A 19,771-nucleotide genomic window follows, 5' to 3' on the forward strand; every position below is an offset into this window, starting at 1 on the left:
CCCCCCCCCCCCCCCAAAGCTGTCGGTTCACCGGCGAGCCGTTTGGCGCGCTGCGCTAGGCGAACAGCCGCTGGAGGCGCTGCACGCCCTCGAGCAGGGCCGCGTCGCCGAGCGCGTAGGAGAAGCGCAGGTAGCCGCTGGGGCCGAACGCCTCGCCGGGCACGACGGCCACCTCGGCCTGGTCCAGGATAAGATCGGCCAACTCCAGGGAGGTGGTCGGGGTGACGCCGCCCCAGGTGCGTCCGAGCAGGCCGGTGACGTCGGGGTAGACGTAGAACGCCCCCTGCGGCGTCGGCGTGACGATGCCGGGGATCGTGTTCAGCTCGGCGACGATGACCTGTCGGCGGCGGTCGAAGGCATCCCGCATGGCGATCGCGGCATCCTGAGGGCCGTTGAGTGCGGCGATGCCGGCGCGCTGGGAGATGTTCGACACGTTCGACGACAGGTGCGACTGCAGGTTGGCGGCGGCCTTCATCGCGTCCTGCGGGCCGACCATCCAGCCGAGCCGCCAGCCGGTCATCGCGTAGGTCTTGGCGACGCCGTTGACCAGGATGGTGCGGTCGGCCAGCGCGGGGACGGCCTCGACGATCGAGATCGCACGCACGCCGTCATACGTGAGGTTCTGGTAGATCTCGTCGCTGACGATCCAGAGGCCGTGTTCCTCGGCCCACTCGCCGATGGCCTTCGTCTGCTCGGGGGAGTAGACGGCTCCGGTGGGGTTGGACGGCGACACGAACAGCAGCACCTTGGTGCGCGGCGTGCGCGCCGCCTCGAGCTGCTCGACGGTGACGAGGTAGCTCTGGTCACTGCCGGCGAAGACGTCGACCTGCACGCCGCCGGCCAGCCGGATCGACTCCGGGTAGGTGGTCCAGTACGGCGTGGGCACGAGCACCTCATCGCCCGGGTCGAGCAGCGTGGCGAAAGCCTGGTAGACGGCCTGCTTGCCGCCGTTGGTGACGACCACCTGGCTGGGCGAAATCGCCAAGCCGCTGTCACGGAGCGTTTTGGCCGCAATGGCCTCGCGCAGGTCGGGCAGCCCGGCCGCCGGAGTGTACCGGTGGTTCTTCGGGTCGCGGACCGCCAGTAGGGCGGCTTCGACGATGTGCTCCGGGGTGGGGAAATCAGGCTCGCCCGCGGCGAAACTGATGACCGGCCGGCCGGCGGCCTGCAGGGCCTTCGCCTTGCCGTCCACCTTGAGGGTCGCGGACTCCGCAATGGAGCCGATTCGGGTAGAGATGCGCTTGGATTCGTGGGCCACGCTTCGAGCATACGGGGCTGCCTCGTTCTGCTGGGGCTGTCTCGGCTTTACAGTGGCCCCCGGGTGACCTAGACTCGAAGAGGTAATTCAATTCTGCCATGCTTCTTTGCGCCCGCTTGTCGGTTCATTCCGGGGTCCGAGTGTATCGAGGTAGTCTGAATTTCGTTCCATAGGGTGGTGGCTCAATTGGTAGAGCAGCGGTCTCCAAAACCGCAGGTTGCAGGTTCGAGTCCTGTCCGCCCTGCAAGTCGGTGGCATTCCGTCGGCACATGAAAGGTGTAATCAGGTGGCCCGAAAAGTTGTCGACGAACCCAGTGAGGAAATCGTCGCAAACGCGAAACTTGCGCTCGATTCCAAGCGCGGTCCTTTCGCTCGGATGTCCCTGTTCATCAAGCAGGTCATGGCGGAGCTTCGCAAGGTCGTCACCCCCACCCGCAAAGAACTCCTCAGCTACACGGGTGTGGTGCTGGTATTCGTTGTCATCATGATGGCCATCGTTTCCGCCTTCGACTGGGTGTTCGCGCTCGCCGTCACGTATGTGTTCGGAACGCCGGGCGGGTAGACAGTTTCCGGTGCCGCATCCGCACCCAGCGGCCGCAGCCACGCATCAGTGAAGAAGAGTCACTGCAGAATTCAGGGCAAACGCTGTTTGGGTCACGGTTTCGTGCCCATGCAATAGAAAAGGATTGAAATTTAGTGACTGACACGAATCACGACGATGTCGACTGGGCCACCGCCGCCGAGCAGTCCTCCACCGAGGACGAGGCGCAGGACGGCAACACCCTCGCCGCTGAAGAAGACTCCGTAGAGGCTGCCGAGCAGGTCGCCGTGCACGTGTTCGACCCGAGCATGGGCGTCGAAGTCAACCTCGACGCCGCGCTCGACGCGTTGGCCGAGCCCGTTGACCCCGACGCCGACGATCTCGTCGACGAGGCCCTCGACATCGATTCCGCCGTCGAGGCCGAGGCCGCCGTCGAGGCCGTGGAAGACGAAGACGAAGTGGCAGTCGAGGCTGAAGAGGCAACGGATGTCGATGCCGAGACCGCCGAGGACGAGACCCCCGAAGACCCCTACGAAGAATTCCGTAAGGAACTGCGCTTCCAGCCCGGCAAGTGGTTCGTCATTCATTCCTATGCCGGCTTCGAACGCCGCGTGAAGTCGAACATCGAGAACCGCAAGCAGTCGATGGCCATGGAAGATTTCATCTACCAGGTCGAGGTTCCGATGGAAGACGTCGTCGAGATCAAGAACGGCCAGCGCAAGATGGTCACCCGCGTGCGCATCCCCGGCTACGTGCTCGTTCGCATGGACCTCAACGAAGACAGCTGGTCCGTGGTGCGTCACACGCCCGGCGTCACCGGATTCGTCGGCAACGCGCACAACCCCACGCCGCTTCGCTTCGAGGAAGCCTTCGGCATGCTGAAGAGCCTCGTCGAGATCCAGGACGTCCCCACCGCCAAGACCGGCGGACACGGCGGCAAGGTCCCGACCCGCGCCCTCCCTGCCGAGATCGACTACGAGATCGGCGAGACGATCACGATCAAGGAAGGCTCGTTCGCGGGCCTGCCCGGATCGATCAGCGAGATCAAGGCGGAAAGCGGCAAGCTCATCGTGCTGGTTTCCCTCTTCGAGCGCGAAACCCCGGTCGAGCTCAGCTTCGACCAGGTCACCAAGCTCTAAAGGGTCTGAACACCCTCCCCACGGATTCAAGTTCACCGGGGCCCGTCCGGGCCACCGGGAGAGCGGCCCCTGGCTGCTCGTCATGACAAAGTAAGGAAGAATAATGGCACCGAAGAAGAAGGTAACCGGTCTGATCAAGCTTCAGATCAAGGCCGGCGCCGCCAACCCCGCACCGCCCATCGGGCCGGCGCTGGGTCAGCACGGCGTCAACATCATGGAATTCTGCAAGGCGTACAACGCTCAGACGGAATCCCAGCGCGGCAACGTCATCCCGGTGGAAATCACCGTCTACGACGACCGTTCATTCACTTTCATCCTGAAGACCCCGCCGGCGGCGGAGCTCATCAAGAAGGCGGCCGGCGTCGCCAAGGGCAGTGGAACCCCGCACACCGTCAAGGTTGCGAAGCTCACCCAGGCCCAGGTCCGCGAGATCGCCGAGGCCAAGATGGTTGACCTCAACGCGAACGACCTCGACGCAGCGTCGAAGATCATCGCCGGCACCGCCCGCTCCATGGGCATCACGGTCGAGGCCTAAACACCTCCCCCAGGCATCCCGCCACAAGCAGTACGTGGAAGAGCCAGCCAGGCTCGCACCACACTCTCAATTTCGTTTTACAGGAGATTCAACATGGCACAGAAGTCAAAGGCCTACCGGGCCGCGGCCGAGAAGATCGACGCAGACAAGCTCTACACCCCGTCCGAGGCCGTCACCCTGGCCCGGGAGACCGGCTCCTCGAACTTCAACTCGACCGTCGAGGTCGCCCTCAAGCTCGGCGTCGACCCTCGCAAGGCTGACCAGATGGTTCGCGGTACCGTGATTCTTCCTCACGGCACCGGTCGCACCGCCCGCGTCATCGTCTTCGCAACGGGCCCCGCGGCCGAAGCGGCAATCGCGGCCGGTGCCGACGAGGTCGGTGGCGACGAGCTCATCGAGAAGGTGGCCGCCGGCTACACCTCGTTCGACTCCGCCGTCTCGACCCCGGAGCTCATGGGCAAGGTCGGTCGTCTCGGTAAGGTTCTCGGCCCGCGCGGCCTCATGCCGAATCCGAAGACCGGAACCGTGACGCCTGACGTCGCGCGCGCCGTGTCCGACATCAAGGGCGGAAAGATCGCGTTCCGCGTCGACAAGCACGCCAACGTGCAGTTCGTCGTCGGCAAGGTGTCCTTCACCGCCGAGCAGCTGAATGAGAATATCAGCGCCGCTCTCGAGGAGATCGTTCGCCTCAAGCCCAGCTCCTCCAAGGGCCGCTACATCATGAAGGGTGCCGTTTCGACCACGTTCGGCCCCGGCATCGCTCTCGATGTGAACAGCATCTAGTCAGTTCCACCGCAGCCCGGCTGCACCAGGAAGGGCCCGTCGAAAGACTGGGCCCTTCCCTCGTTAACGGATGCTCACTCGCTGGCCATCGTGGGGCGTGCGTCTCTGCGTGCGGGGTCGTCCCGATCGGTGTTCTGCGGGTGCGCGCGAAGCATCGCGGCGACCGCGATCGCGTCGCCCTCCGGCTGGTGCGAGGTGGTGTGCGGCTTCGCGATGAAGAGGTAGAGCAGGCCGCTGCCCATCACTACAGCCAAACCGATCAGCACGATCCAGTCGTCGAGGAACACCCCGGTCGTGCCCGGGCGCGCCAGCAGGATCATGGCGGAGATCCCGTAGGCCAGGGCAAAGATGTTCACGATGAACCCGAGAGGTCCCAGGCTGAACGGCCCGGCCGGACGCCACCCCTTGAACCGCTGGCGGAGCGCGGCCAGAACCACGGCCTGGAACGCGACATAGATGCCGAGCACCGCGAAGGCCGTGATCTGGGTCAGGATCGTGCTGCCGCCCAGGTAGATCAGAACGCAGAGCAACAGCGGGATCGTGGACGCGACGATCAGTGCGTTGACCGGCACTGCCGTGCGCGGGGACACCTGGCCCAGCCAGGTCTTGCCGGGGACCATCCCGTCTCGTGCGAAAGAGAAGATCAGGCGGCTGGCCGCGGCCTGCAGGCTGAGCACGCAGGACAGGAAGGCCGTGATCGCCACTATGAGGAACAGCGTGGCACCGACCGTGCCGAGGGTCGCGTCCAGGATCGCGGGGATCGGGTCGATGTCTGTCCCGTCGACCACGGCCTGCAGGTCCGGCGCGGCCAGGACGTACCCGCCGAACGAGAACAGGGCGGAGACGCCGCCGACCAGGATGGTGAGTATCATGGCCCGGGGGATACCTCTGGCCGGGTCGGGCACCTCCTCGGCCACGTCGCCGCAGGCTTCGAAGCCGTAGAACAGGAACAGTCCGGCAAGCGCGGCCCCGAGGAACGCGGCGGCGTAACTGCCGTCACCCTCGACGCCCAGGGTGTCGAAGAAGACGCTGAACTCCTGCTTGCGCTGGAAAAGGAGTAGGTAGAGGCCGAGACCGATCACGCCGATCAATTCGGCAGCGAGTCCGATCCGGGCCGCGCGGGCCAGCATCTTCGTGCCGGAGAAGTTGAACGCGAAGGCCACGACGAGAAAGAGCACCGAGAGCCCGAGCGTGACCTCTTTGGTGACGGGCGCGTTGATCAGGCTGGCGAGGAACCCGCTGCCGAATTCCGCGACGGCGGTGATTGTGACGAGCATCGCCCAGACGTAGACCCAGGCGGTCATCCATGCGTACCTCTTGCCCCAGAGACGACGTGTCCACGGGTAGATACCGCCCGCGATCGGGTACTGGGACACCACCTCGCCGAAGACCAGTGCCACCAGCAGCTGGCCGGTGCCCACGATCACCAGCCAGAAGATCGAGGGTGGCCCGCCCGTGCTCAGGGCCAGGGCGAACAGCGAGTAGACGCCGACGAGTGGCGAGAGGTAGGTGAAGCCAAGGGCGAAATTGCCCCAGAGCGACATCGAACGATGGAAGGTGTCTTCGTAGCCGAGGGCCTCGAGGTGCTCGGCGTCGCCGAGCCCTTTCCTCTGGGATGACGCGTGTGATGACATGGGAACCTTTCCGATCGAGCCGGAGAGCGAGAATGTGCTCACCATAGTGCTGTGCGCGAGCAAACGCACGGAACCGATGGATCCAACTTTCACCGAGAGTTCCCGTTCGCAGTTCCTGCCTCCGGGTCACGACCGGCCCGGTAGGATCGGAGTCAGAGCGGCCACTGGCGGAGTCCCGTGGTCCGAGTCGATGGGGACAGAGGTGGGTCGTGCCGCAGGACGCAACCGGGCAGCCGTTGGCGGGCCTTCGGGTCGCGGATTTCTCCCGGGTACTGGCCGGCCCCTACGCCACCATGATGCTGGCCGACTTCGGCGCTGACGTGATCAAGATCGAGAGCCCGGCCGGCGACGACACCCGGCAGTGGCTGCCGCCGGTCGACGCGCAGGGGGACTCCACCTACTTCGGGTCGGTGAACCGCAACAAGCGCAGCGTCATCTGCGACCTCGGCACCGATGCGGGACTGGCCGTGGCCCGGCGACTCGCCGAGACCGCCGACGTCGTGGTGGAGAACTTCCGGCCCGGCGTGATGGACCGGTTTGCTCTGGGCTTCGAGCAGCTGCGGGCCGTCAATCCGAGCCTGGTCTACTGCTCGATCACGGGCTTCGGCGCGGGGGCCGGCGCCCGCCTGCCCGGCTACGACCTGCTCGTACAGGCTGTCGGCGGGCTGATGAGCGTCACCGGTCGCCCAGACGAAGAGCCGAGCAAGGTGGGGGTGGCCCTCGTGGACGTGCTCTCCGGGCTCAACGCGGTCAGCGGCATCCTACTCGCCCTGCGTGCGCGTGACGCGACCGACGCGAGCGGGACCGCCGGCCACCGGGTGGAGGTGGATCTGCTGACCACCCTGCTCTCCGCGCTGACCAACCAGGCCGCGGGCACCCTCGCGACCGGGCAGTCACCGACCCGGATGGGCAATGCGCACCCGAGCATCGCGCCGTACGAGCTGTTCGACGCCGCCGACCGGCCGCTGGTGATCGCGGTGGGCAACGACCGCCAGTTCCGCACCCTGGTGCGACTGCTCGGGGCTCCCGCCCTGGCCGACGACGACCGGTTCCGCGGTAACGCCGACCGGGTGCGGCACCGCACGGTCCTGAAAAAGTTGCTTGAGGACCGGCTCCGGCCCGAGCCCGCGGCGCACTGGGTGGGCGTTCTGACGGATGCCGGCGTGCCGGCCGGCCAGGTCAACACCCTCGACGAGGCGTTCGCCTTCGCCGCCGCGCTGGGGCTCGACCCGGTGGTGGAACTGGGTGCGGCCGGCCGCACCAGCCGCCAGGTTGCCAACCCCATCCACCTCGCCGGCCGCCCAACCGCCTACCGCCTGTTCCCGCCGCGGCTGGGCGAGCACGAGGGCGCCGACTGGCTCGCCCCGTCCCCGACCGCTGCCCCAGGGCGAGCCCCCGTACCAGCCACAGATCTCGCTCGTGTTCCGCCGACCCCCGAAGGACTCTCGTGACCGCCGCAGGCCGCCCCACCCCGCTTGTGCCCAGCCCGCTGGTCGACACCGTCTTCGACCTCGATGCCCTGCTCGAGCCGGAGGAGATCGTCTGGGCGCGCGCGGCGCGCGCTTTCGCGACCAACCGCATCCTGCCGACCATCGAGGACGACTTCGAGGAGAAGCACTTCCGGGCCGAGCTGATCCCTGAACTCGGGGCGGCCGGGTTCCTCGGCATGCACCTCACCGGGTACGGCTGCGCCGGCGCGGGGGCGGTGAGCTACGGGCTGGTCTGCCTCGAGCTGGAGGCCGCTGACAGCGGCTGGCGCACCTTCGTCTCGGTGCAGGGCTCGCTGGCGATGTCGGCCATCCACAAGTATGGGTCTGCGGAGCAGAAGCAGCGCTGGCTGCCGGGCATGGCCGCCGGCCAGCTCGTGGGCTGCTTCGCGTTGACCGAACCGACCGGCGGCAGCGACCCGGCCGCGATGGCGACCACCGCCACCCGGGGCGCCGACGGCTGGGTGATCGAGGGTGCCAAACGCTGGATCGGCCTGGCCAGCATCGCCGACGTCGCGATCGTCTGGGCCCAAACGGATGCCGGTGTGCGCGGCTTCCTGGTTCCGACCGACAGTATCGGTTTCACCGCCACCCCCATCGGCAAGAAGCTTTCGATGCGTGCGTCGATCCAGTGCGATGTGCACCTGGACGCCGTGCAGGTGCCATTCGATGCGATCCTGCCCGGCGCCGCTGGGCTGTCCGGGCCGTTCGGCTGCCTCAACGAGGCGCGCTTCGGCATCGTCTGGGGGGCCATGGGCGCCGCCCGCAGCTGCCTCGACGCCGCCATCCTGCGCGCGAAGACCCGTGAGGTGTTCGGCAAACCGATCGGGGCCACCCAGTTGATCCAGGCCAAGCTCGCCGACATGCTCGTGGAATACGAGAAGGGGGTGCTGCTGGCCCTACACCTCGGTCGGCTCAAGGAGCGCGGCACGCTGACCCCCACCCAGATCAGCATCGGCAAGCTCAACAGCGTGCGCGAGGCGATCCAGATCGCCCGCGAGGCCCGCGTCATCCTCGGCGGCGACGGCATTACCAGCGAATTCCCGGTGATGCGCCACCTGGCGAACCTGGAATCGGTGCGCACCTATGAGGGCACCGACGAAATCCACCAGCTCGTGCTCGGGCGGGCCCTGACCGGCCTGAACGCGTTCTCCTGAGGCCGCGATGTGACATAGTGTCAAGCAGATTGGCCGTCGGGCCGATCGATGGGGGAGGGGCACAGTGGGGGTGACGGGGGGACAGACCGTGTTCGCGAACCTGCGTGCGCGCATCCTCTCGGGGGAATTGCCCGCCAGGGCCACGCTGCGGGAGACGGCGCTGGCCCAGGAACTCGGCGTCAGCCGCACCCCCGTGCGCGAGGCGCTGCGCCGGCTCGACGAGGCCGGCCTGGTGGAGTTCGTGCCGAACCGGGGCGCCACGGTCGTGGAATGGACCACCGAGCAGATCTGCGAGACGTATTTTCTTCGCGCGGCTCTCGAAAGCAGGGCGGCGGGCCTCGCGGCGGCGCGGATCGAGCCGGCCGACCTCGACCGGCTGGCCATCCTGATTGACGCCATGGAGGAGTTCGTGCGCGCAACCGACGCCGAGGGCATCGGCCGGCTGGGCGTGCTCAACGCCGAATTCCACCGCATCATCGTGGCCGCGTCGGGCGTCACTCAGCTGATGGCCCTGGCCGCGTCCGTCGGCCGCGCCCCGATGATGGCCTCGCTCTTCCGCCGCGACGCCGCCGCCTTCCGGGCCGGCAGCAACCACCACCACCGCGACATCCTCACGGCGCTATGGTCGGGAGACGCACTCTGGGCCGAGGTCGCCATGCGCTCGCACATCCTCGCAGCGCGCAACGCGGTGTCGCCGGGTCGGTCCGGATCGGGGACGGAACCGGCCTAACCGGAACCGGTCAGCCGCGCGCGGAGCGGGCCGCCTCGAGCAGACTGTGGGTGTGCGGATGCCGCGGTGAAGCGAGGATCTCGGCCGCCGAAGCCTGCTCGACGACCCGTCCCGCTTCCACGACCGTCACTCGGTCGCAGGTGGCGGCCGCCAGGCCGAGGTTCCGGGAGACCACGATGATCGACAGTCCGAACTCCTGGAGGAACCCGCGGCAGAGCTCCAGTGCGGAGGGCTCGCCCGCAGCCTCGACGGCGCGCGTCGGCTCGTCCAGGATCAGGATGTCCGGGTGCTGTGAGAGCGCGGCCGCGATCGTCACCTGGAGCAGCGCGGTCGGTTCGAGCTGGGTCGGAACCACCAGCGACGTCGCCTGCGGATCCGGCAGCCCGACCTTCTCGAGGAGTTCCAACGCACGCCGGGCGGCATCCGTTCGGGACAGACTCCCTGTCCGGCGCAGGGTTCGGGCGAGCTGGCGGCCGATGACCTGGTCCGGGGCCAGGCCCGTCGGCGCGGCAGGGGAAATGAGAGAGATTTTCGTGTCGCGCAGCCGGTTGAGGGCGCGCCGCGATGCCCCGACGAGCTCGATGCCGTCGATCAGGATGGAGCCGGCCGCGACCACCGCCGGTTCGGGCAGCCGGCCCGCGATGGCCAGAGCGATCTCGCGTGCCCCGGAACCGGTGACACCGACCAGTCCGATGACCTCACCCCGCGCCACCGAGAGGGAGATGCCCGTGGCCAGCACCGGGGCACCCGTCTGGGTGCTCTCGGTAATCTGCAGACCGCGCGCGTCGAGCAGGGCCGTGGCGCGGAATCCGTCGGAGGGAACGGGCTCATCGTCGGCCGACGCCGGGGCCGACGGGGCGGGAGAGCAATGAGGTTTGCCGGGGGATTGCCAGGAGGGGAGGAAGGTCTTCACGACTCATCCCTCCGTTCCGAACTCGATCCAGTGGGTTTTACTGTATGCAATCTCCTCGAATCCCGGTGCTCAGTATGCCATATTCCTCTGAGTTGAACCCTGAATCGGGGGGCACTGTTGCATACAACCGTGGTGTCTTGTGGGGAAAAGATTCCGGCAACACCGGGCCGCTACGAGCCCAGCATGGTTGACCTCGTCGAGGGCTATGGCGGACCACAGTCTTGCGGGCTGAGCAGCTGGACGCGCTGGACGGGGCGCGCCCCGCGCCGGGGATGAGGTGTTCCCCGAGCTCACCTCGCTCACGGCCCGTCCCGCTCACCGCGGTGCCCCGCGTGATCGAGCAGGAGGAGCGGCCCACGGTCGAGTCCGGCGTCAGCCGCGACGAGGCGTGGCACTTCTGCAACCTGGGCCGCAGCCTGGAGCAGGGGGACATGACCGCACGGTTGCTGGCCAACCCGGTCGTTGACCGAGGCCAGCGGGCCTTCGGGGACGACCATCCGGCGTTCCGTCGGGGGCCTACGAGGCTGGCTGTTTCCGCGGTCGGTAGCCTTGTTCATCTCGCGGGCGGAACAATGCCTGCGCGAGATGGAACCGCGCACCGACCGCGTCGGTGTGACCGAGGATCGCAACGGGTGCTGGGTCAGATCCGCAGCCAGCTGGAATACCGGCCGATCATGGACATCCTGAACGACCTGTCGAATCAGATGGACATCGTGCAGGAGGCCACCAGCACGGCCTCTGAGGCCATCGGCGACCGCTACCTCCCGATCAGCGCCGTTCCGACCTGAACCGGGGAGGCCTCGTGGACCGGCTGCGGATCCGCCACGTCACCGGCTACCGCTTCCCGGGCGAGGTCGGTGCGTCCGACAACGAGGCGCGGATGCTGCCGGTCAGTTCGGCCGACCAGTTCGTGCGCTGCGCGGTGTGTGCGCGGGCACCAGCGGCTCGGACCTCTTCGTCACGATGGAGATCACCCGGGAGGCCTGAGCCGCGCCGCGGCATCCGTTGCCTCGGGCCCACGGATGCCGCGGCTCACCCACCCCGCCCGTCGAACCAATTCGACGGAGATTTTGAGGATGGAGCGCTTTCCCAGCGTGGTTTAAACCGTTTTGAGCAAAATCTCCGTCGAATTCGTTCGGGCCGCCGAGCGCCCCGAGCGCGCCGAGCGTTATCGAGCCCTACGAGTCGAAGCCGAGGCCCAGCGCGTCGAGCGTCTTCAGGATGATGTTGCGGCGGCCTCGGTTGTGGTCGGCGCGGTCGAGTGACCAACGCGTGGTCTGGATGCCCATCGAAGCGAGGGGCTCCGGTGGGAACGGGAGTGGCCGCCCGCGCACCATCTCCAGCTGCGTGCGCTCGGTCCTGCGCTCCGCCAGTTGGTCGAGCATGACCTTCGCCGCGAAGTGCGTCGCGGCCACGCCCAGGCCGGTGAACCCGGCGGCGTAGCTGATCCGTCCGCCGCGGGCCGTGCCATAGAACGCGCAGAACTGGGTCGACGTGTCGATGGCGCCGGCCCACTGGTGGCTGAAGCGCAGCCCGGCCAGCTGCGGAAATGTGGTGAAGAAGTGGCCGGCCAGTCGTTGGAAGCTTTCCGGCCGGTTCTCGTAGCCGCTCCGCACCCGGGCTCCGTAGTGGTAGATCGCGTCGTAGCCGCCGAAGAGAATGCGGTTGTCGGCGCTCAACCGGTAGTAGTGGAACTGGTTGGCCAGATCGCTCAGCCCCTGCCGCTTTTGCCAGCCGATGGCGGTGAGCTGATCGGGCGACAGCGGCTCGGTCATCAGCACGTAATCGTAGACCGGCACCGTGGACAGGCGGTTGCGGGCCAGCAGCGAAGGGAACACGTTGGTCGCCAGCGCGGTCTTCGTCGCCCGCACCACACCCGACTCGGTGCGGAGCCGGGTGCCCTGCGCCGGCGTGAGTCCCTGCGTGTCCAGGTTCTTCACCGGGGTGTGTTCGAAGATCTCGACCCCGAGTTCGGTGGCGACCCGGGCGAGCTCGGTGGCCAGCTTACCCGGGTGCACGAGCGCGTTGCTTCGCTTGTGCCAGATGCCGGCCAGGTACGTGGGCGAGCCGACCTCGGCGCGCAGGGCCGCGGCATCCAGGAACACGCTGTCGGTTCCGGTCGGTTCCTCGCGCAGCCAGTCGACCTGGTGCTCCTCGACGGCCAGGTCGATGGCGCCGGTGCGCTCGAAGTCGCAGTTCAGCCCGAGCTCGGTGACGGCCCGCTCGATCTCGTCGAGGTTCTTGAGGCCGAGTTCGGTGAGCCGGTCGATCTCCGTCGGCCAGCGGCGTCGGCCGTTCTCCTCGCCGTGGGTCAGGCTGGCCTCGCAGAAACCGCCGTTGCGGCCCGACGCAGCCCAGCCGATCGTGCGCGCCTCGAGCAGCACCAGGCGAGCGCCCGGGTTCTCCTGCTGAGCGAGCACGGCGGTCCAGAGTCCGAGGTAGCCGCCGCCGACGATGGCGAGATCACAGTCGAGGTCGGCCGTGAGGGTCGGGTAGCCGGTCTGCGGAGACACGTCGTCCAGCCAGAACGGCGCGGAGCGGGTGTCGGCGAGGGCGCCCGCGATGACGGATGCGGCGGGCCTGGCCCGCTCGAAAATGGTCGTGCCCACGGATCGTCCTTTGTTCGGCGCGGCTCTGCTACTCGTTCATCATCTCAGGCGCGGTCCCCGTCGGCCATGCGCCCGCCCCGCTCTCATCTCACCGGCGCGTGCGACTCCAGGAACTGGAACACCTCGGTCTGGTCGACGCCGGGAAAGGTGCCCGTGGGCAGGGCCGCGAGCAGGCTGGTGGGCGTGCGCGCGGCCGGCCAGGACTGCCCGGACCAGCGCTCCGAGAGCTCCTCGGGCGCGCGGCGGCAGCACGACTCGTCGGGACAGGTGGACACGGCCCGGTTGTTGGTTTCGCGGCCGCGGAACCACTTCACGTGCGTGAACGGCACGCCCACACTGACGGAGTAGTCGCCCTCTTTGGCCTTCTCGATGCGCGAGGTGCACCAGAAGGTACCGCTCGGGGTGTCGGTGTACTGGTACCAGGGGCTGAACCGGTCGGCGACGTGGAAGACGGTGCGCGCGGTCCAGTTGCGGCAGACCGTCGAGCCCTCGACCGCGCCGAGCGCGTCGCTCGGGAAGCGCACCGAATCGTTTTCGTACGCCTTGATCATGGTGCCGGACTCGTGCACCTTCATGAAGTGCACCGGGATGTCGAGCCGCGCGGTGGCGAGGTTCGTGAACCGGTGCGCCGCCGTCTCATAGGACACCGCGAAGGCGTCCCGCAGATCCTCCATCGAGATACGTCGCAGGTTCTTCGCCTCGGTGAGGAGTTTCACGGTGTCTTTTTCGGGCAGCAGGATGGCCGCGGTCAGATAGTTGGTCTCCACCCGCTGAGACAGAAATTCCGCATAGTTTCCGGGCTCCTCGTGTTCGCAGAGCAGGGTGGCGAACGCTTGCAGAATGGGGGAGCGGGAGTCGCGGGACGCCGACTGCTCGGTGGGCAGGTAGATGCGCCGGTTGCGCTTGTCCGTCACCGAGCGGGTCGAGTTCGGAAGGTCGCCCACGTAGTGCAGCGAGTAGCCGAGATGGGTCGCCATGTCGGCCACCACCTGGTGGGAAACCGGCCCGCCGGTGTGGCCGACCGCGGCGAGCAGGCGCTGCGCCTGTGCCTCGAGCTCGGGGAAGTAATTGTCCCGGGCCCGCATGGTGGCTCGCAGCTCCACGTTCGCTCGCCGGGCCTCCTCCGGGGTCGCCGCCCGCTCCCGGTGCAGGCGCAGGATCTCGTTGTGCAGGCTGAGCAGTGTCTGCAATGTTTCGTCGCTCGTTCCCCGGCCAACGCGGATATGCGGCAGTCCGAGGGCGGTGAACACGGGGCCCCGCTGAGCGCGCTCGACGGCTATTTCCAGCGCCGCCCGCTCGGACGGGGCATCCGTTTTCAACAGGTCGTCGACCGTGGTGCCGAGCGCGGTCGCGATGGTGCGCAGCATCGACAGGCGCGGCTCGCGCTTGCCGTTCTCGATCATCGACACCTGAGAGGGTGCCCGGTCGATGGCGGCCGCAAGGGCGTCAAGAGTCATGCGCCGGTTCGTGCGCAGTTCACGGATGCGCCGCCCCAGGGTGAGCGCATCGAGCCCTGCCTCCTCGGGAGGAGCCGCGGACAGGGAGGAGCGGAAGGCGGGATCGACGGTGACCATGCCCCATGCTCACATACTCCGGGGATAACTTCTCGTAGCCAGAAAAAATGCTGTTCTTCTGTTATGCCGGCGACGGCGTGACCGGGTCCCCTGGTCCACAGTGGGAATCAGGCAAGCAATGGCGCTCTCCCCAGGCGGCGCCAGTCACGCAGCACTCCCCGCTCAACTTCCGAAGGAGCTCAGCCCATGAACACCCCGCCCCTGGCGACATCCGACCAGGTCCAGGCCGCCAGTCTGACCACGAATACCGGCAGTTTTGCCACCATCGAACCGCACCTCGAGATCACCGGCGATCTCGGTCCGCGCTACGAGGAGATCCTCACGCCGGAGGCGCTGGTATTCCTGGCCGAGCTGCACGACCGGTTCGCCGGTACGCGGCAGGACTTGCTGGCGACTCGACTGCGCAAGCGCGTGGATGCCTCCAACGGGCGCGACCCGGGATTCCTCACCGAGACCGCGCACATCCGTCGTGACCTCACCTGGACGGCTGCCGGCGCGGGTCCCGGGCTGGTGGACCGCCGGGTGGAGATCACCGGGCCGACCGACCGCAAGATGGCCATCAACGCGCTGAACTCGGGCGCGAAGGTCTGGCTGGCCGACCAGGAAGACGCCACCAGCCCCACCTGGGCGAACGTCGTCGAGGGCCAGCTGACCCTGTTCGACCAGGTGCGCGGTCAGCTGAGCTTCACCAGCCCGGAGGGCAAGCAATACGCCGTCACCGGCGACGCCACCGGCGCCACGCCCACCATCGTGATGCGCCCGCGCGGCTGGCAGCTGGTGGAGAAGAACCTGACGTTCGTCGACCGCGCGAACCGCCGGACGAACGCGTCCGGCAGCCTCGTCGACTTCGGGCTGTACTTCTTCCACAACGCGCAGCACCTGATCGAGGGCGGCAGCGGACCGTACTTCTACCTGCCGAAGCTCGAGAGCCACGTCGAGGCCCGTCTCTGGGACGATATCTTCAGTCACTCGGAGGACCGCCTCGGCATCGAGTACGGCACCATCCGTGCCACCGTGCTGATCGAGACGATCCAGGCCGCCTTCGAGATGGAGGAGATCCTCTACGAGCTGCGTGACCATTGCGCAGGCCTGAACGCCGGACGTTGGGACTACATCTTCAGCATCATCAAGACGTTCCGCACCCGCGGGAGCCGGTTCGTCTTCCCCGACCGCAAGCAGATCACGATGACCGTGCCCTTCATGCGCGCCTACACCGAGCTGCTGGTGTCGACCTGCCACCGGCGCGGTGCGTATGCCGTCGGCGGAATGAGCGCGTTCATCCCGAACCGGCGCGACCCGGAGGTGACCCGGCGTGCCCTCGAGGCGGTGGCCGCCGATAAGAAGCGCGAGGCCACCGACGGCTTCGACGGCACCTGGGTGGCGCACCCGGACCTCATCCCGACGGCCCAGGCCGAGTTCGACCGCGTGCTCGGCGACCAGCCGAACCAGCTGCACCGCACCCGCGCCGAGGTGAGCGTCACGGCCGCCCAGCTGCTCGACGTGGAGTCCGTCGGCGGGCAGATCACCGAGGCCGGCGTTCACGACAACCTCACGATCGGGTTGCGCTACATCGAGTCCTGGCTGCGCGGCGTCGGCGCGGCGGCCATCGACAACCTGATGGAGGACGCCGCGACCGCGGAAATCTCCCGCTCACAGATCTGGCAGTGGATCCACCTGGGCTCGATCACCGCCGAGGGCATCCGGATCGACGGAACCTGGGTCGAGGAACAGCTCGTCGACGTGTACGAGGCACTCGAGCGCACGCCCGGAGACCGGTTCGACGACGCGCTCGAGGTGTTCCGGGCATGCGCGCTCGAGCCCGAGTTCCCGACGTTCCTGACCGTGGGAGCGTACGCCCGTTACCTGTAGCCCCTGGCCGCGAAAGCGCGCACTCAGCCCGTTCAGCACTACTGATGGGGCATCGTGCGCGCTCTCGCGTGCAGTGGTGGGCTGGTGGGGGCGTCGATAAGCTGGATCAGTGATCGAGATTCGCACGGCGACGGCGACGGATGCCGCGGCGCTGGCCGAGCTGGCCGTCGCCACCTTCGCGCTCGCCTGCCCGCCACACACCTCGGCCGAGGCCATCGCCGCGTTCCTGCGTGACGTGCTCGCGGAGGGCAACTTCGACGCCTACCTGGCCGACCCGGACCGGCTGATTCTCGTGGCCGAAGTGGCCGAGGAGGACGTGGATGCCGAAGTGGCCGAGGTGGCCGAAGTGGCCGGGGAGGCCGGGGTCATGCTCGGCTACACGATGCTCGTATTCGCCGAGCCGGCAGATGACGATGCGCGGGCGGCGGCCACGATCCGACCCACGGCGGAACTGAGCAAGTGCTACCTGCGCGCCGAGACGCACGGCCGCGGGGTGGCGGCGGCCTTGATGAACGCGACCCTGGACGCCGCCCGGGCGCGGGGCGCGGCCGGCAGCTGGCTGGGCGTGAACCAGGAGAACGCGCGGGCCATTCGCTTCTACGAGAAGAACGGGTTCGTCACGGTCGGCGAGAAGCGCTTCCTGGTGGGCGAACGGTACGAGGACGACTTCGTGCTGGAGCGGGCGCTCTAACCGGTGCCCTCCGCCCCGGCCGCGCGGGCCGCGATCGACTGCTCCTTCATCCCCTTGATCTGTTCGTAGGCGGCGAGGGCCGCCCGTCTCGTCTCGCCGAGGTCGACGATCGGGGCCGGGTAGGCATCCGTGCCGTATTCCGGCACGTTCTGACGGATGTACTCCGCGTTTGGATCGAACTTCTTCGCCTGCAGCTCCGGGTTGAAGACCCGGAAGAAGGGGGCGGCGTCGGCGCCGGACCCGGCCACCCACTGCCAGCCGAACGGGTTGCTCGCGGCGTCGGCGTCGACGAGGGTGTCCCAGAACCACTGCTCTCCGAGCCGCCAGTCGATCAGCAGGTTCTTGATCAGGAATGATGCCGTCACCATGCGCACTCGGTTGTGCATGCTGCCGGTGCGCCAGAGTTCGCGCATGCCGGCGTCGACGAGCGAGATCCCGGTGCGGCCGCGCTGCCAGGCTTCGAGCACGCGCTGGTCAAGTTTCGGCCAGGGGAAAGCGTCGAATTCGGGCCGCAGGTTGACGGTGGCGAGGGTGGGGTTGGTGAACAGCACGTGGTAGCTGAACTCCCGCCAGCCGATCTCGGTGAGGAATCGGGTCGCACTGGCCTGGGCGGGCCCGGTGAGGTCGATCCGGGCCCGCTCGGTTGCATGCCAGATCTGGAATGGACTGATCTCGCCCCAGCGCAGGTGCGGCGACAGACGCGAGGTGACCGCCTGGGCCGGCTCGTCGCGCTCGTCGCCGTACCGGGTGAGAGACTCGCTCAAGAAGGTCTCGAGCAGGCGGTGGGCGGAGTCCTCGCCGGGCTGCCAGGCGCCCCGCAGCCCGGCCGCCCAGTCGGGCCGGGTCGGCAGGAGGCCCCAGTCGTCGAGCGCGTCGGAGGGGATCTCTCCGGGGAAGCCGGGGATCGACTCGGGTGCGGGGTAGGGTGCGCGCGGCGGCGGGCCGGCCGTGCACGCCCGCCAGAAGGGGGTGAACACCGAGTAGGTGCCCCCCTGGCCGGTCTGGATCGTCCACGGCTCGAACAGGAGCGCTCCGGCAAAGCTGCGGGCCTCCGTTCCGGCCGCGGTGAGGCCCGACTTGATCCGGGTGTCCACCTCGCGCTCGGCGGCGCCGTAGCGACGGTTCCAGAATACGGCGTCGGCACCGACGGATGCCGCGAGCGCCATGATCATGTCCTCGGCCGGCCCCCGGCGCAGCGTCAACCGGCCGCCCAGGCGTTCCAGCGAGTCGGCCAGCGCTGTCACGCTCCCGTGAAGCCACCACCGGGCCGCGCCACCGAGTGGCCGGACCGCAGGGGACTCCTCGTCCAGCACGTACACGGCCACGATCGGCTTTCCGCGTTCGAGGGCGGCCTGCAGGGCCGGGTTGTCCGCGAGGCGCAGGTCGTCGCGGAACCAGACGAGGGACGGGCCGTCGCCGCTCACGAGCGAGGCCCGGCAGAGTCGGAGTCGGCAGCGGTCGAGGCAGAGGCAGAGGCAGAGGCGGAGTCCGCAGAGGAGCCGGTCGGGTCATCCGTCACCCGCAGCACGATCTTGCCGCGTGTGTGTCCCTCCTCGATCAGGCGGTGCGCCGCCGCGCCGTCTGCGAGGGGGAACACCCGGTCCACGTGCACCCGCACGGCGCCGTCGTCGATGAGTTCGGTGATGACGTCGAGGGTGTGCCCGGAGGGTGCCACCTTGAATCCGGTGGCACGGATGCCCGCGGCCGCGGCCTCCTCCGCCATGGTCGGCCAGCTTCCGGTCGGCGCGTTCACCAGGATTCCGCCGGGGCGCAGCACGCCGAGCGACCGAGTGCCGGTGTTGTCGTGAACATTGCCGACCAGGTCGATCACCGCGTCCAGCCCGGAGAGCACCTCGTCGAACCGGGTCTGGGTGTGGTCGATGACGGCGTCGGCGCCGAGCTCTCGTAGGAAATCAAGGTTGCGGGTCGACCCGGTCGCGGTCACGTGGGCGCCGAAGGCCTTGGCAAACTGCACGGCGAAATGGCCGACCCCGCCGCTGCCGGCGTGGATGAGCATCCGTTGCCCGGGAGCCGCCGCGGCCAGGTCCACGACCATGCCCCACGCGGTGAGTGCCGCCACCGGTACGGCGGCCGCCTCGACGTGGCTGAGTCGCACGGGCTTGCGGGTGACGTTCAGGCTGGAGACGGTCACCAGCTCGGCGTAGCTGCCGGGGGTGCGGGGCACGCGGGCGATGCCGAAGACCGCGTCGCCGGGCTGCAGCGGGAACGCCTCGTAGGGCGCGCTGACCACGACGCCGCTGAAATCGAGTCCGAGCACGGCCGGGTAGGCGGGGATGGCCTTCGTGACGCCGCTGCCGGCCCTGGTTTTGGCATCGATCGGGTTGACTCCGGCGGCGACGACCCGCACCAGGAGTTCATCGAAAATCGCGATCGGGGCGTCCACCTCGGCCAGGTGCAGCTCGTCGGCCGGGCCGGGGCGGTCGATCACGAGGGCGCGCATGGTCGGTGAGTGATTCGTGGCGTTTCCCATCTGCCCATTCTCTCGTGGGTTGCGCGTCGCCGGGGCACAACCGGGACAAACCGGCACATCCCGGTGTGCCTCGAATTGGGGGTGCAAGAGGCCGAATCTGGTGGCGGCGAGGTCTGGCTGGAAGGGGGGCCAGGCGCATAGTCTGTCCACATAAAGGGGGACCGACCCCGGTGTGTGGAAGAGTCCCTGGTTTCCCGCATCCGGTCTCTCTTGGGTTCGGTTCATCCCCCCACCGAGCCAGTACTCAGCACTCCGCCCGGCTCATCTGAAAAAGTCGTACCGCACCCGAAGCGGCGCGAACTTGCTCGATCAGTAGTGGCGTGACGCCGAGGGGAAAGCCGCCTGCGACACCCGGCAAGC

18 protein-coding genes and 1 tRNA gene are annotated in these 19,771 nt (G+C 68.1%); 11 read left to right on the forward strand and 8 right to left on the reverse strand.

From position 1 onward, the window contains the following. Positions 1 to 55: 55 nt before the first annotated feature. Positions 56 to 1,258, reverse strand: coding sequence for a pyridoxal phosphate-dependent aminotransferase (locus E3T40_RS06345; RefSeq protein ID WP_104170384.1), 1,203 nt, complete (start codon positions 1,256 to 1,258; stop codon positions 56 to 58). Between the two features lie 171 nt (positions 1,259 to 1,429). On the opposite strand from E3T40_RS06345, the gene E3T40_RS06350 reads away from it, so the two are divergent. The 5 genes from E3T40_RS06350 to rplA all read left to right on the forward strand — a co-directional run bounded on the left by E3T40_RS06350 (position 1,430) and on the right by rplA (position 4,256). After that, positions 1,430 to 1,502, forward strand: a tRNA-Trp gene (locus tag E3T40_RS06350). Between the two features lie 42 nt (positions 1,503 to 1,544). Beyond that, complete coding sequence (gene secE, locus E3T40_RS06355) at positions 1,545 to 1,820, forward strand: preprotein translocase subunit SecE (RefSeq protein WP_104170385.1); 276 nt, start codon at positions 1,545 to 1,547, stop codon at positions 1,818 to 1,820. Between the two features lie 134 nt (positions 1,821 to 1,954). Beyond that, positions 1,955 to 2,938, forward strand: a complete 984-nt coding sequence (gene nusG, locus E3T40_RS06360) for a transcription termination/antitermination protein NusG (protein ID WP_104170386.1) — start codon at positions 1,955 to 1,957, stop codon at positions 2,936 to 2,938. A 103-nt stretch (positions 2,939 to 3,041) separates the two neighbouring features. Then, positions 3,042 to 3,473 (forward strand): 50S ribosomal protein L11, encoded by a 432-nt coding sequence (rplK, locus tag E3T40_RS06365; RefSeq protein WP_104100758.1) that lies wholly within the window; start codon positions 3,042 to 3,044, stop codon positions 3,471 to 3,473. Positions 3,474 to 3,566: 93 nt separating this feature from the next. Then, entirely contained in the window at positions 3,567 to 4,256 is a 690-nt protein-coding gene (gene rplA, locus E3T40_RS06370; protein ID WP_104170387.1) for a 50S ribosomal protein L1, read from the forward strand. A 74-nt stretch (positions 4,257 to 4,330) separates the two neighbouring features. On the opposite strand, the gene E3T40_RS06375 is transcribed toward rplA, so the two are convergent. Next, positions 4,331 to 5,890 (reverse strand): APC family permease, encoded by a 1,560-nt coding sequence (locus tag E3T40_RS06375; RefSeq protein WP_104170424.1) that lies wholly within the window; start codon positions 5,888 to 5,890, stop codon positions 4,331 to 4,333. 209 nt (positions 5,891 to 6,099) lie between these two features. On the opposite strand from E3T40_RS06375, the gene E3T40_RS06380 reads away from it, so the two are divergent. The 3 genes from E3T40_RS06380 to E3T40_RS06390 all read left to right on the forward strand — a co-directional run bounded on the left by E3T40_RS06380 (position 6,100) and on the right by E3T40_RS06390 (position 9,264). After that, on the forward strand, positions 6,100 to 7,341 hold the full coding sequence (locus E3T40_RS06380; RefSeq protein ID WP_174843650.1) for a CaiB/BaiF CoA-transferase family protein: 1,242 nt from the start codon (positions 6,100 to 6,102) through the stop codon (positions 7,339 to 7,341). 38 nt (positions 7,342 to 7,379) lie between these two features. Further along, positions 7,380 to 8,534, forward strand: coding sequence for an acyl-CoA dehydrogenase family protein (locus tag E3T40_RS06385; RefSeq protein WP_104194614.1), 1,155 nt, complete (start codon positions 7,380 to 7,382; stop codon positions 8,532 to 8,534). Positions 8,535 to 8,604: 70 nt separating this feature from the next. Further along, positions 8,605 to 9,264 carry a GntR family transcriptional regulator gene (locus E3T40_RS06390; RefSeq protein WP_134542935.1) on the forward strand — a complete coding sequence of 220 codons (660 nt, stop codon included), beginning with the start codon at positions 8,605 to 8,607 and terminating at the stop codon, positions 9,262 to 9,264. A 10-nt stretch (positions 9,265 to 9,274) separates the two neighbouring features. Here the strand turns inward: E3T40_RS06390 and E3T40_RS06395 are convergent, their stop codons facing one another. Both E3T40_RS06395 and E3T40_RS16955 read right to left on the reverse strand, forming a co-directional pair. Next, complete coding sequence (locus E3T40_RS06395; RefSeq protein WP_134542936.1) at positions 9,275 to 10,177, reverse strand: ATP-binding cassette domain-containing protein; 903 nt, start codon at positions 10,175 to 10,177, stop codon at positions 9,275 to 9,277. A 299-nt stretch (positions 10,178 to 10,476) separates the two neighbouring features. Beyond that, positions 10,477 to 10,674 carry a hypothetical protein gene (locus tag E3T40_RS16955; RefSeq protein WP_241981697.1) on the reverse strand — a complete coding sequence of 66 codons (198 nt, stop codon included), beginning with the start codon at positions 10,672 to 10,674 and terminating at the stop codon, positions 10,477 to 10,479. On the opposite strand from E3T40_RS16955, the gene E3T40_RS06400 reads away from it, so the two are divergent. Continuing rightward, positions 10,582 to 10,965, forward strand: a complete 384-nt coding sequence (locus E3T40_RS06400) for a hypothetical protein (RefSeq protein WP_241981692.1) — start codon at positions 10,582 to 10,584, stop codon at positions 10,963 to 10,965. The two genes, E3T40_RS16955 and E3T40_RS06400, sit on opposite strands and share 93 nt — an antisense overlap. A 390-nt stretch (positions 10,966 to 11,355) precedes the next feature. Here E3T40_RS06400 and E3T40_RS06410 read toward each other — a convergent pair whose 3' ends face one another. Further along, positions 11,356 to 12,786 carry an FAD-binding oxidoreductase gene (locus tag E3T40_RS06410; protein WP_104170390.1) on the reverse strand — a complete coding sequence of 477 codons (1,431 nt, stop codon included), beginning with the start codon at positions 12,784 to 12,786 and terminating at the stop codon, positions 11,356 to 11,358. A gap of 83 nt (positions 12,787 to 12,869) precedes the next feature. Next, positions 12,870 to 14,360, reverse strand: coding sequence for a helix-turn-helix transcriptional regulator (locus E3T40_RS06415; RefSeq protein ID WP_104170391.1), 1,491 nt, complete (start codon positions 14,358 to 14,360; stop codon positions 12,870 to 12,872). A 186-nt stretch (positions 14,361 to 14,546) separates the two neighbouring features. On the opposite strand from E3T40_RS06415, the gene aceB reads away from it, so the two are divergent. After that, on the forward strand, positions 14,547 to 16,229 hold the full coding sequence (aceB, locus tag E3T40_RS06420) for a malate synthase A (RefSeq protein ID WP_104100766.1): 1,683 nt from the start codon (positions 14,547 to 14,549) through the stop codon (positions 16,227 to 16,229). 109 nt (positions 16,230 to 16,338) lie between these two features. After that, positions 16,339 to 16,920: an N-acetyltransferase gene (locus E3T40_RS06425; RefSeq protein ID WP_134542938.1), complete on the forward strand. Its 582-nt coding sequence runs from the start codon at positions 16,339 to 16,341 to the stop codon at positions 16,918 to 16,920. Here the strand turns inward: E3T40_RS06425 and E3T40_RS06430 are convergent. Together E3T40_RS06430 and E3T40_RS06435 are read right to left on the reverse strand one after the other, a co-directional pair. Beyond that, positions 16,917 to 18,344 carry a deoxyribodipyrimidine photo-lyase gene (locus E3T40_RS06430; protein ID WP_134542939.1) on the reverse strand — a complete coding sequence of 476 codons (1,428 nt, stop codon included), beginning with the start codon at positions 18,342 to 18,344 and terminating at the stop codon, positions 16,917 to 16,919. The two genes, E3T40_RS06425 and E3T40_RS06430, sit on opposite strands and share 4 nt — an antisense overlap. Then, entirely contained in the window at positions 18,341 to 19,411 is a 1,071-nt protein-coding gene (locus tag E3T40_RS06435; RefSeq protein ID WP_241981687.1) for an NADP-dependent oxidoreductase, read from the reverse strand. Before E3T40_RS06435 ends, E3T40_RS06430 begins: the two co-directional genes overlap by 4 nt. Positions 19,412 to 19,771 lie beyond the last annotated feature (360 nt).

It is taken from the genome of Cryobacterium sp. TMT1-19, assembly GCF_004403055.1.
GTDB lineage: Bacteria > Actinomycetota > Actinomycetes > Actinomycetales > Microbacteriaceae > Cryobacterium > Cryobacterium sandaracinum.